Source organism: Streptomyces sp. WM6378 (assembly GCF_001279695.1).
Taxonomy (GTDB): domain Bacteria; phylum Actinomycetota; class Actinomycetes; order Streptomycetales; family Streptomycetaceae; genus Streptomyces.
Window position 1 is genome coordinate 44392 of the sequence record NZ_LGDD01000310.1, and the last position, 12345, is coordinate 56736.

At 69.4% G+C, this 12345-nt stretch carries 11 protein-coding genes; 9 read left to right on the forward strand and 2 right to left on the reverse strand.

Annotation, left to right across the window (positions count from 1 at the left end):
• Positions 1–33 precede the first annotated feature (33 nt).
• The 6 genes from eccD (at position 34) to ADK54_RS30480 (ending at position 7184) form a co-directional block, all read left to right on the forward strand.
• Complete coding sequence (eccD, locus tag ADK54_RS30455; protein WP_053728972.1) at positions 34–1533, forward strand: type VII secretion integral membrane protein EccD; 1500 nt, start codon at positions 34–36, stop codon at positions 1531–1533.
• Between the two features lie 191 nt (positions 1534–1724).
• On the forward strand, positions 1725–2015 hold the full coding sequence (rpsO, locus tag ADK54_RS30460; protein WP_053728973.1) for a 30S ribosomal protein S15: 291 nt from the start codon (positions 1725–1727) through the stop codon (positions 2013–2015).
• 331 nt (positions 2016–2346) lie between these two features.
• The gene (locus ADK54_RS30465) at positions 2347–4566 is read left to right on the forward strand and encodes a polyribonucleotide nucleotidyltransferase (RefSeq protein WP_053728974.1); all 2220 of its coding nucleotides are present in this window, start codon (positions 2347–2349) and stop codon (positions 4564–4566) included.
• Positions 4563–5942, forward strand: coding sequence for a M16 family metallopeptidase (locus ADK54_RS30470; protein WP_053728975.1), 1380 nt, complete (start codon positions 4563–4565; stop codon positions 5940–5942). The genes ADK54_RS30465 and ADK54_RS30470 overlap by 4 nt, the downstream gene beginning before the upstream one ends.
• A 19-nt stretch (positions 5943–5961) precedes the next feature.
• Complete coding sequence (dapB, locus tag ADK54_RS30475; RefSeq protein WP_053728976.1) at positions 5962–6714, forward strand: 4-hydroxy-tetrahydrodipicolinate reductase; 753 nt, start codon at positions 5962–5964, stop codon at positions 6712–6714.
• Between the two features lie 17 nt (positions 6715–6731).
• Entirely contained in the window at positions 6732–7184 is a 453-nt protein-coding gene (locus tag ADK54_RS30480) for a tetratricopeptide repeat protein (RefSeq protein ID WP_053728977.1), read from the forward strand.
• Between the two features lie 12 nt (positions 7185–7196).
• Here the strand turns inward: ADK54_RS30480 and ADK54_RS30485 are convergent, their stop codons facing one another.
• Together ADK54_RS30485 and ADK54_RS30490 are read right to left on the reverse strand one after the other, a co-directional pair.
• Positions 7197–7757, reverse strand: a complete 561-nt coding sequence (locus tag ADK54_RS30485; RefSeq protein ID WP_053728978.1) for a hypothetical protein — start codon at positions 7755–7757, stop codon at positions 7197–7199.
• Positions 7758–7873: 116 nt separating this feature from the next.
• Positions 7874–8113 (reverse strand): hypothetical protein, encoded by a 240-nt coding sequence (locus ADK54_RS30490; RefSeq protein WP_053728979.1) that lies wholly within the window; start codon positions 8111–8113, stop codon positions 7874–7876.
• 200 nt (positions 8114–8313) lie between these two features.
• Here ADK54_RS30490 and thyX point away from each other — a divergent pair, with 200 nt between their 5' ends.
• The 3 genes from thyX to ADK54_RS30505 all read left to right on the forward strand — a co-directional run bounded on the left by thyX (position 8314) and on the right by ADK54_RS30505 (position 11978).
• Entirely contained in the window at positions 8314–9054 is a 741-nt protein-coding gene (thyX, locus tag ADK54_RS30495; RefSeq protein WP_053728980.1) for an FAD-dependent thymidylate synthase, read from the forward strand.
• Between the two features lie 212 nt (positions 9055–9266).
• The gene (dapA, locus tag ADK54_RS30500; protein ID WP_053728981.1) at positions 9267–10166 is read left to right on the forward strand and encodes a 4-hydroxy-tetrahydrodipicolinate synthase; all 900 of its coding nucleotides are present in this window, start codon (positions 9267–9269) and stop codon (positions 10164–10166) included.
• Between the two features lie 126 nt (positions 10167–10292).
• On the forward strand, positions 10293–11978 hold the full coding sequence (locus ADK54_RS30505; RefSeq protein ID WP_053728982.1) for a ribonuclease J: 1686 nt from the start codon (positions 10293–10295) through the stop codon (positions 11976–11978).
• Positions 11979–12345: the final 367 nt, after the last annotated feature.

Below are 12345 nucleotides of genomic sequence, written 5' to 3' on the forward strand. Positions count from 1 at the left end.
CGACCGGTGAAGCCAGCGAAGGGGGAGCCGAGGGTGAGCACGACGACCACCGCGACGACGGCCGCCGAGCCGAACCGGCCCGGCCAGACAACCGGGGCGGGCCTCGGCTTCTGTCGGGTGACGATCGTCGCGCCGGACGGCCGCATCGACGTGGCGCTGCCCGACGACATCCCGGTCGCCGACATCTACCCCGAGATCCTTCGGCTCGCGCAGCAGAGCCCGCAGGAGGGCGCCCCCGTCGGCTACTCGCTGGTGCGCCGCGACGGCACCGTCCTCGACAGCGCCCGCTCGTTCGCCGCCCAGTCGATCCTCGACGGCGAGCTGCTCAGCCTGCGCCCGTTCTCCGAGTCGCTGCCCCCCGCCGTCTTCGACGACGTGTCCGAGGCCGTCGCCTCCGCGGTCACCCAGGACCGCACCCTGTGGAACACCGAGCTGACCCGCGCCGCCGGCCTCATCGGCGGCGGCGTGCTGCCCGCGCTGCTCGCCTTCGCGGCCTGGACCGGCGCCCCGCGGCACGACATGCACGGCCTGCCCGGCATCCTCGCCGCCGTCGCCGGTGTGCTCCTGCTCACCCTCGCGGCCGTACGCGCCCGGATCTACGACGACCAGCTCTCCGCCGTCGCCCTCGGCCTCGGCTCCCTGCCCAACATCGCGGTGGCCGGCTCCGGGCTGCTCCCGCTCGCCGCCCACCACGGCATCGGCCGGCTCCAGATGCTGCTCGCCTGCGCCGCGGTCCTGATCGCCTCGTTGGTGCTCACCCTGCTCTCGCCGCGCGGCGACGGGCCCTTCGTCGCCTTCGTGCTGGCCTCCGCGGTGGGCGCGCTCGTCGTGTTCGTCTCGATCCTGACCGGCATGAAGCCCACCGAGACCGCCGCGGTCTGCACCCAGCTCGCCGTCGGCGCGCTCGCCTTCCTGCCCGGGCTCTCCATGCGCTTCGCGCGGCTGCCCATCGGCTTCGACGCGCCGCACTCCGCCCAGCGCGACCTCGGCGAGGACGTGGCCCCGCAGCCCGTCGACGCCGAGCGCATCGCCGCCCAGGCCCGGCGCGGCCACGAACTGCTCGTCGGCCTCGTCGGCGGCTGCGCCCTGCTCGCCGTCGCGGGCTCGGCGGTACTCGGCTTCAGCGACAACCACTGGGGCCGCCTGCTCGCCCTGGCCACCGGCGTCGCCATGCTGATGCGCGCCCACCTCTTCCGTTACACCGCCCAGGTGGCCGCCACCCTGACCGCGGGCCTCGGCGCGCTCGTCCTGCTCGGCCTCGGCCTGTGCATCAACGCGCCGCGCGGCCTGATGGCGGACGCCCTCAAGGGCGACACCGCGGCCCTGGACATCCGCACCCTGTGGCTGGTCGCCGCGATCGCCGCGGCCGGCGCCCTGGTCACCGCGATCGCGCTGATCGTGCCGAACCGGGGCGTCACCCCGTTCTGGGGCCGCTTCCTGGAGATCGCCGAGGGATTCGTCCTGCTCACGCTGCTGCCGCTGACCCTGGCCGTCTTCGACGTGTACGCCCGCGCCCGGGCCCTGACCAGCTGACCTGCGCGCGCTCACCGCGGGTCAACCGCCACCCGGGGTACTGGTACGCTGTGTGACGGCCGTTTGTGTACGCGTTTCCGGATCATCTGGAAGCTGCGCTCATCGGACCTTCGCCTCCGAGTCACGGAAGCTCCCCAGAGATCAAGACCTGGGGCACTCGTGGGCGCATCGAACAACACTGAGGAGTAAGCGTGCCGCTCGACGCCGCTACGAAGAAGCAGATCATGTCCGAGTTCGGCCAGAAGGAGGGCGACACCGGCTCCCCCGAGGTTCAGGTCGCCATGCTCTCCCGCCGCATCTCGGACCTGACGGAGCACCTCAAGACCCACAAGCACGACCACCACTCCCGTCGTGGTCTGCTGATCCTCGTCGGCCAGCGCCGCCGCCTTCTGCAGTACCTGGCCAAGAAGGACATCCAGCGCTTCCGTACGCTGGTCGACCGCCTGGGCATCCGCCGCGGTGCGGCCGGCGGCGCCAAGTAAGCATGCTGTCGAGGGAGCGGTTCCCACCTATTAGGGGGCCGCTCCCTTTGCTGTACATGCGAGACGTACCGAACGCTCAGTAGTCTGGTACGCACAACAGAACAAGCTTCACCGAACAAGCTCCACCCAAGACGCTTCACCGCGACGAGCGAGCAGAAGCCCTCCTCCCCGCCGCCGGTCCTCGGTAGTGGCCCCCGGAACGCAAGGAAGACCGGGTGCTTCGATCGAAGACCGGCCCGCCCTCAGGAGCGCTTCTCCGCCGTCACCCCACCGTCCCCGCGCCACACGGGCCCGGGGACGAAAAGACGACAAGCAAATGGAGAAAACGCTAGTGGAGAACGAGACCCACTACGCCGAGGCCGTCATCGACAACGGCTCCTTCGGCACCCGCACCATCCGCTTCGAGACGGGCCGCCTGGCCAAGCAGGCCGCCGGCTCCGCCGTGGCGTACCTGGACGACGACACGATGGTCCTGTCGGCCACGTCCGCGTCCAAGAACCCCAAGGACCAGCTCGACTTCTTCCCCCTCACGGTGGACGTCGAGGAGCGGATGTACGCGGCCGGCAAGATCCCCGGCTCCTTCTTCCGCCGCGAGGGCCGGCCCTCCGAGGACGCGATCCTCACCTGCCGTCTCATCGACCGCCCGCTGCGCCCGTCCTTCAAGAAGGGCCTGCGCAACGAGATCCAGGTCGTCGCGACGATCATGGCGCTCAACCCCGACCACCTGTACGACGTCGTCGCGATCAACGCCGCGTCCGCGTCCACCCAGCTGGCCGGCCTGCCCTTCTCCGGCCCGATCGGCGGCGTCCGCGTCGCGCTGATCAACGGCCAGTGGGTCGCGTTCCCGACGCACACCGAGCTTGAGGACGCCGTCTTCGACATGGTGGTCGCCGGCCGCGTCCTGGAGGACGGCGACGTCGCGATCATGATGGTCGAGGCCGAGGCCACCGAGAAGACCATCCAGCTGGTCAAGGGCGGCGCCGAGGCGCCGACCGAGGAGGTCGTCGCCTCCGGTCTGGACGCCGCGAAGCCCTTCATCAAGGTGCTCTGCAAGGCCCAGTCCGACCTGGCCGCCAAGGCTGCCAAGCCGACCGGCGAGTTCCCGATCTTCCTCGACTACCAGGACGACGTCCTGGAGGCGCTCACCGCCGCCGTCAAGGGCGAGCTCGCCCAGGCGCTGACGATCGCCGGCAAGCAGGACCGCGAGGCCGAGCTGGACCGCGTCAAGGGTCTGGCCGCCGAGAAGCTGCTCCCGCAGTTCGAGGGCCGCGAGAAGGAGATCTCCGCCGCGTACCGCGCGCTGACCAAGAAGCTGGTCCGCGAGCGCGTCATCACGGACAAGGTCCGCATCGACGGCCGTGGCATCACGGACATCCGCACGCTGGCCGCCGAGGTCGAGGCGATCCCGCGCGTGCACGGCTCGGCGCTGTTCGAGCGTGGCGAGACCCAGATCCTGGGCGTCACCACCCTCAATATGCTCCGCATGGAGCAGCAGCTGGACACCCTTTCCCCGGTGACCCGCAAGCGCTACATGCACAACTACAACTTCCCGCCGTACTCGGTCGGCGAGACCGGCCGCGTGGGCTCGCCCAAGCGCCGCGAGATCGGCCACGGCGCGCTCGCCGAGCGCGCCATCGTGCCGGTCCTTCCGACGCGCGAGGAGTTCCCCTACGCGATCCGTCAGGTGTCCGAGGCCCTCGGCTCCAACGGCTCGACGTCCATGGGCTCGGTCTGCGCCTCGACCATGTCGCTCCTGAACGCCGGTGTGCCGCTCAAGGCCCCCGTCGCCGGTATCGCCATGGGTCTGATCTCCCAGGAGATCGAGGGCAAGACGCACTACGTCGCCCTCACCGACATCCTCGGTGCCGAGGACGCGTTCGGCGACATGGACTTCAAGGTCGCCGGTACGAAGGAGTTCGTCACCGCGCTCCAGCTCGACACCAAGCTCGACGGCATCCCGGCCTCCGTCCTGGCCGCCGCCCTCAAGCAGGCCCGCGACGCCCGCCTCCACATCCTCGACGTGATGATGGAAGCGATCGACACGCCGGACGAGATGTCCCCCAACGCCCCGCGGATCATCACCGTCAAGATCCCCGTGGACAAGATCGGTGAGGTCATCGGCCCCAAGGGCAAGATGATCAACCAGATCCAGGAGGACACCGGCGCCGAGATCACGATCGAGGACGACGGCACCATCTACATCGGTGCCGCCGACGGCCCGGCCGCCGAGGCCGCCCGCGCCACGATCAACGGCATCGCCAACCCGACCATGCCGGAGGTCGGCGAGCGCTACCTGGGCACCGTCGTGAAGACGACGACCTTCGGCGCGTTCGTGTCGCTGCTCCCGGGCAAGGACGGTCTGCTGCACATCTCGCAGATCCGTAAGCTCGCCGGCGGCAAGCGGGTGGAGAACGTCGAGGACGTCCTGGCCGTGGGCTCCAAGGTCCAGGTCGAGATCGCCGAGATCGACTCCCGCGGCAAGCTCTCCCTGATCCCCGTGATCGAGGGCGAAGGCGCCGACGACGCCGAGAAGGACGACGCTGCCAAGTGACGTCCCGTAGTTCCGCGACGACGGCCCGCCCCTCTTCCGAGGGGCGGGCCGTCGCCCGTACCCAAACGCTTCTGAAGGGTCAGAACGGCATCGGCACCGTCCGCCGTACGACCCTCCCCGGCGGCCTCAGGGTCGTCACCGAAACCCTTCCCTCCGTACGGTCCGCGACCTTCGGCATCTGGGTCCAGGTGGGTTCGCGCGACGAGACGCCGACGCTGAACGGCGCGACGCACTACCTGGAGCACCTCCTCTTCAAGGGCACCAAGAAGCGCAGTGCCCTCGACATCTCCTCGGCGCTCGACGCGGTCGGCGGGGAGATGAACGCCTTCACGGCGAAGGAGTACACCTGCTACTACGCGCGGGTGCTCGACACCGATCTGCCGCTGGCGATCGACGTCGTGTGCGACATGCTGACGGACTCGCTGATCCTCGCCGAGGACGTCGACGCCGAGCGCGGCGTGATCCTCGAAGAGATCGCGATGACCGAGGATGACCCGGGCGACTGCGTGCACGACCTGTTCGCGCACACCATGCTCGGCGACACCCCCCTCGGCCGCCCGGTCCTGGGCACCGTGGACACGATCAACTCCCTGACCCAGGCGCAGATCTCGCGCTTCTACAAGAAGCACTACGACCCGCGCCACCTGGTCGTCGCGGCCGCCGGAAACGTGGATCACGCCACCGTCGTACGCCAGGTCCGCAAGGCTTTCGAGAAGGCCGGCGCGCTGTCCCGCACGGACGCCGTTCCCCTCACCCCGCGCAGCGGAGCCCGCACCCTGAAGGCCGCCGGCCGGATGGAACTGCTGAACCGCCGCACGGAACAGGCCCACGTGGTCCTCGGCATGCCGGGCCTGGCCCGCACCGACGAGCGCCGCTGGGCGCTGGGCGTCCTGAACACGGCACTGGGCGGCGGCATGTCGTCCCGGCTGTTCCAGGAGGTCCGCGAGAAGCGCGGCCTGGCCTACAGCGTGTACTCGTACACCTCGGGCTTCGCCGACTGCGGCCTGTTCGGGGTGTACGCGGGCTGCCGCCCGAGCCAGGTCCACGACGTCCTGAAGATCTGCCGGGACGAACTGGACCGGGTCGCGAACGAGGGACTCTCGGACGACGAGATCGGCCGCGCGGTGGGCCAGCTCTCCGGCTCCACGGTCCTGGGTCTTGAGGACACCGGCGCGCTGATGAACCGCATCGGCAAGAGCGAGCTGTGCTGGGGCGAGCAGATGTCCGTCGACGACATGCTGACCCGGATAGCCGAGGTCACCCCGGACGACGTCCGCGAGGTGGCACGTGATGTCCTGGGGCAGCGTCCCTCGCTGTCCGTCATCGGCCCGCTGAAGGACAAGCAGGCCGATCGCCTCCACGAAGCGGTCTCGTAACCCCTAAGGAATCAAGCGAATGAGCAAGCTGCGCGTGGCGGTCCTCGGTGCCAAGGGCCGGATCGGCTCCGAAGCGGTACGAGCCGTGGAGGCCGCCGAGGACATGGAGCTGGTCGCGGCCCTGGGCCGCGGCGACAAGCTGGAGACGCTCACCGAGACGGGCGCCCAGGTCGCGGTCGAACTGAGCACCCCCGCCTCGGTGATGGACAACCTGGAATTCTGTGTACGCCACGGAATCCACGCCGTCGTCGGCACCACGGGCTGGACCGAGGACCGCCTCGCACAGCTGAACGGCTGGCTCTCCGCCTCCCCGGAGACCGGCGTGCTCATCGCCCCGAACTTCTCCATCGGCGCCGTCCTGACCATGAAGTTCGCGCAGCTCGCGGCCCCGTACTTCGAGTCGGTCGAGGTCGTCGAGCTGCACCACCCCAACAAGGTCGACGCCCCCTCCGGCACCGCGACGCGCACCGCCCAGCTGATCGCGGCGGCCCGCGCAGAGGCGGGGGTCGGCCCCGCGCCGGACGCCACGACCACGGCGCTCGACGGCGCCCGCGGCGCCGACGTGGACGGCATCCCGGTGCACGCCATCAGGCTGCGCGGACTCCTGGCCCACCAGGAAGTGCTGCTCGGCGCGGAGGGCGAGACCCTGACCGTGCGCCACGACTCCCTGCACCACAGCAGCTTCATGCCGGGCATCCTGCTCGGCGCTCGCCGCGTGGTGACCACTCCGGGCCTCACCTTCGGCCTGGAACACTTCCTCGACCTCAACTGAGCGGCACCGTCGGCCTCATGCGCGCAAAAATCACCTATCTCGTCACGGCCGCCGTCCTGGTCTTCTACTTTGTCCTGGCCGGCAGCCGCGGCGTGCTCCTCCTCGAACAGGGCACCTGGATCACCGTCACCATGGGCGTGGCCGTGCTGGTCCTGCCGTTGATCGGCATCTGGTTCCTGTGGGCGAACACCCGCTTCGTGACCAAGGCCAACAAGCTGGCGGCGGAGCTGGACGCCGAAGGCGGCCTGCCCGTCGACGAGTTGGTCCGCACCGCGGGCGGCCGCATCGACCGCGACTCGGCCGACGCCGTCTTCGCCCGCCGCAAGGAGGAGACGGAGGACGCGCCGAACGACTGGCGCTGCTGGTTCCGCCTCGCCATCGCCTACCAGGACGCCCGCGACACCCCGCGGGCCCGCAAGGCGATGCAGCGCGCGATCGCTCTGCACGAGAACAAGCCCGCCGGGGCCTGACGCGGCAGAGGATCAGCCGCGGCGGTACTCGTCGCCCCAGGCCTCCACCAGGTCCGCGGCCCGGCCGAAGGCATCGCCGCGCCCCAGGAAGTCCGCGCTGTGGTCGGTGAGCAGCGCCGGCAGCGCCTCGCCGCCCTGCGGTTCGGCGATCAGGGCCTGCCCCTGCACGGTCCGCGGCAGCCCGAGCCAGCGCACCGGCTGCTGCACCGTGCGTACGCCGCGGATCCGCGGCCACGCGACCGTGGTGGTGGTGAAGAACGCGACCCGCCGCAGCCCGGCCCGGCTGACCCAGACGCCGATCCGCAGCAGCCGCAGCGACGAGGCGATCACGAGCACGGCGATGAACAGGACGACGACCGCGCCCGTCGGTTCCCCGGCGGCGGCGATGATCACGGCGGCGAGCAGCACGAACGAGGCGAGGAGCAGCAGCACGGCCGCGGCCCCGACCCGCCAGGGGCCCGGCCGGTAGGGCCGCCGCCAGCGATCGTGGTCGTCGAAGGGCAGCGCGACCTCGTCGGAGTACTCACCGGATGCGTCGATGGCGCGGTCGGCCGTCAGGAAGGGCAGGGGCACGACTGATCCTCACTCACAAGCACGCTCGATTGGGCTGTGCGGGGTGAGGCTACCCAGGAGGTCACCGCGCGGCCACATCCGGGGGTCCGGGCGCGCGTCGGCGCGTTTGGCCCCGGTCAGCGGCCGTTGGAGGCCTCGGACTGCTGGCTGTGCGCGGGGGACTGCGGGCTCTCCATCGCGGGCAGCCCGAAGAGCAGCGCACCGGTGAGCCCGGCTATGACGGTGAGCCCGACCAGCGTCCGCCCGACGAGCTGACCTGCGCTCGCACGCTCGCGAGGCGGCGGCTCGACATTGCTGCGGTAGCGGTCGGCCTCGGCGACGAATGCGAACGGAACGGGCTCACGCCGGCGGAACATGGGGGCACATCTCCTCGGAAACTCAAGTGGCTGTCGAACTGGCTGCTGCTTACTGGTACAGACGCACAGCAGTGCCGATTGGTGCCCGAATTCCCCGAATTGGCCGAAGAATGTGGTGACGACCCGTCAGAGAGGGAGTTGTCAGTGCCGGGCCGTAGAGTGGGCGCCGCCCGAGCGACGCAATTTGGAAGGACCCGCCGGTGACCGACACCCCCGCCCCAGACCTCAAGCCCAGCTTCCGCAGCGACGTCACCGTCGAGCTCGTGAAGCACTCGGCATCCGACTCGGACGTGCTGTGGGCAGCCCGTGTCTCCACGGCGGGCGAGCAGTCCCTGGAGGAGCTCCAGAAGGACCCCGAGCGCTCCAAGGGCCTCATCAACTACCTGATGCGGGACCGGCACGGCAGCCCCTTCGAGCACAACTCGATGACCTTCTTCATCAGCGCCCCGATCTTCGTCTTCCGCGAGTTCATGCGGCACCGGGTCGGCTGGTCGTACAACGAGGAGTCGGGCCGGTACAGGGAGCTCCAGCCGGTCTTCTACGTCCCGGGCACCGACCGCAAGCTGGTCCAGCAGGGCCGCCCCGGCAAGTACGAGTTCGTCGACGGCTCGGCGGAGCAGCAGGAGCTGACCTCCCGCGTCATGGAGGACTCCTACCGCCGCTCCTACGAGGCGTACCAGGAGATGCTGGCGGCCGGCGTCGCCCGCGAAGTCGCCCGCGCCACGCTCCCGGTCGGGCTCTTCTCCTCGATGTACGCGACGTGCAACGCGCGTTCGCTGATGCACTTCCTCGGCCTGCGCACCCAGCACGAGCTGGCGAAGGTCCCGTCCTTCCCGCAGCGGGAGATCGAGATGGTCGGCGAGAAGATGGAACAGGAGTGGGCCCGCCTGATGCCGCTCACCTACGCGGCCTTCAACACCAACGGCAGGGTGGCCCCGTAACCGCACCGGCCGACCGAGCGCCGCGCCCATACCGGCACAGATGTGCGGATAGGCCGCGCAAAGTGTCCGTATTGCGGCGTTTCGTGAAGTTCATCTAGGCTGATCAAACGGACCCGGCACTGCTTGAACCCCCGAGCAGGCAGTGCCGGGCTCCCTCAGCCACCGGCCCCCGAGGGGGCACCCGGCGCTGAGCAGCGAGTAGCGTGTTACCCATGGCTCCGATCTCCACTCCGCAGACCCCCTTCGGGCGGGTCCTCACCGCCATGATCACGCCCTTCACGGCGGACGGCGCACTCGACCTCGACGGCGCCCAGCGACTGGCGGCCCATCTGGTCGACGCAGGCAACGACGGACTGATCGTCAACGGCACCACCGGCGAGTCCCCGACCACCAGCGACGCGGAGAAAGACCAGCTCGTACGGGCCGTACTGGAGGCCGTCGGAGACCGGGCCCACGTCGTGGCCGGAATCGGCACCAACGACACGCACCACACCCTCGAACTCGCCCGTACGGCCGAACGCTCCGGCGCACACGGCCTGCTCGCCGTGACGCCGTACTACAACAAGCCCCCACAAGAGGGCCTGTTCCGGCACTTCTCGGCCATCGCCGATGCCACCGAGCTTCCCGTGATGCTGTACGACATCCCCGGCCGCAGCGGCGTCCCGATCGACACCGAGACCCTCGTCCGGCTCGCCGAGCACCCCCGGATCGTCGCCAACAAGGACGCCAAGGGCGACCTCGGCCGCGCCAGCTGGGCCATCGCCCGCTCCGGCCTCGCCTGGTACTCCGGCGACGACATGCTCAACCTGCCGCTGCTCTCGGTCGGCGCCTGCGGCTTCGTCTCCGTGGTCGGCCACCTCGTCACCCCCGAGCTGCGCGCCCTCCTGGACGCCTACCTCGCCGGTGAGGTACGCAAGGCCACCGAGATCCACCAGCAGCTGCTCCCCGTCTACACGGGCATGTTCCGCACCCAGGGAGTCATCACGACCAAGGCGGCCCTGGCCCTCAAGGGCCTCCCCGCCGGGCCGCTGCGCCTGCCCCTGGTCGAGCTCACGGCGGAAGAATCCAGCCAGCTGGCGCTCGATCTGGCAGCCGGTGGGGTACAGCTCTAACACAGACTTCACAACTGAATACGCGCCAGACAAACGCGCGAAAACCCATACACAACAGCAAGTGCACGAATGACATACGCGCCACGTGCCCTACAGGTACGTGGCGCGTGTGGTGAGGAGAGTCTTTTGAGTCATCCGCATCCTGAACTCGGCACCCCGCCGAAGCTTCCCAAGAACGGCCTGCGCGTCACACCGCTCGGCGGTCTCGGCGAAATCGGCCGGAACATGACCGTCTTCGAGTTCGGCGGCCGCCTGCTCATCGTCGACTGCGGCGTCCTCTTCCCCGAAGAGGAGCAGCCCGGCATCGACCTGATCCTGCCGGACTTCAGCTCGATCCGGGACCGCCTCGACGACATCGAGGGCATCGTCCTGACGCACGGCCACGAGGACCACATCGGCGGCGTGCCGTACCTGCTTCGCGAGAAGCCGGACATCCCGCTGATCGGCTCCAAGCTGACCCTCGCCCTGATCGAGGCCAAGCTCCAGGAGCACCGCATCCGCCCGTACACGCTGGAGGTCGCCGAGGGCGACCGCGAGCGCCTGGGCCCCTTCGACTGCGAGTTCGTCGCGGTCAACCACTCCATCCCGGACGCCCTCGCGGTCGCCATCCGCACCCCCGCGGGCATGGCCGTCGCCACCGGCGACTTCAAGATGGACCAGCTCCCGCTGGACGGCCGCCTCACCGACCTGCACGCCTTCGCCCGGCTGAGCGAGGAGGGCATCGACCTCCTCCTCTCCGACTCGACGAACGCCGAGGTCCCCGGGTTCGTGCCGCCGGAGCGGGACATCTCCAACGTCCTGCGCACCGTCTTCGCGAACGCCGACAAGCGCATCATCGTGGCCAGCTTCGCCAGCCACGTGCACCGCATCCAGCAGATCCTGGACGCGGCCCACGAGTACGGCCGCCGGGTCGCCTTCGTCGGCCGCTCCATGGTCCGCAACATGGGCATCGCGCGCGACCTCGGCTACCTGAAGGTCCCGGCCGGCCTCGTCGTCGACGTCAAGACGCTGGACGACCTGCCGGACGACGAGGTCGTACTGGTCTGCACCGGTTCGCAGGGCGAGCCGATGGCCGCGCTGTCCCGCATGGCCAACCGCGACCACCAGATCCGGATCGTCCAGGGCGACACCGTGATCCTGGCGTCGTCGCTCATCCCGGGCAACGAGAACGCGGTCTACCGCGTCATCAACGGCCTGACCCGCTGGGGCGCCAACGTCGTCCACAAGGGCAACGCCAAGGTCCATGTCTCGGGCCACGCCTCGGCCGGCGAGCTGTTGTACTTCTACAACATCTGCAAGCCGAAGAACCTGATGCCGGTCCACGGCGAATGGCGCCACCTGCGGGCGAACGCGGAGCTCGGAGCGCTCACCGGCGTCCCGAAGAACCACATCGTCATCGCCGAGGACGGCGTGGTCGTCGACCTGGTCGACGGCACCGCGCGCATCGTCGGCAAGGTCCAGGCGGGATACGTCTACGTCGACGGCCTCTCGGTCGGCGACGTGACGGAGTCCTCCCTGAAGGACCGCCGCATCCTCGGCGACGAGGGCATCATCTCGGTGTACGTGGTGGTGGACTCCAGCAGCGGCAAGATCACCAGCGGTCCGCACATCCAGGCGCGCGGTTCCGGCATCGACGACTCGGCGTTCACCCCGGTGGTCTCGAAGATCGAGGAAGCGCTGAACCGGTCCGCCCAGGACGGCGTCGTCGAGCCCCACCAGCTCCAGCAGTTGATCCGCCGCTCGGTCGGCAAGTGGGTCTCGGACACCTACCGCAGGCGTCCGATGATCCTGCCCGTGGTCGTCGAGGTCTGACGCTCACAGGTCGTACACCCGGAGCGGGGCGCCTCGATTTGCATCGAGGCGCCCCGCTCCAGTAGGTTTATGTCTCCGCCTGAACGGGAACCCGGCACACTCGTGTGCCGCACGGGAGACCCGATCGGGGCGGGAATCCGGCTTCAGAATCTCTGATAAAGTCGGGCCACGCCGAAAGGGAAACGCGAAAGCGAATACCTGAAAGCGGACCCCAATTCGACGGGGAATCGGACACGAAAGAGTCTGATAGAGTCGGGAACACGAAATGCCGAAGGGAAGCGCCCGGAGGAAAGCCCGAGAGGGTGAGTACGAAGGAAGCGTCCGTTCCTTGAGAACTCAACAGCGTGCCAAAAGTCAACGCCAGATT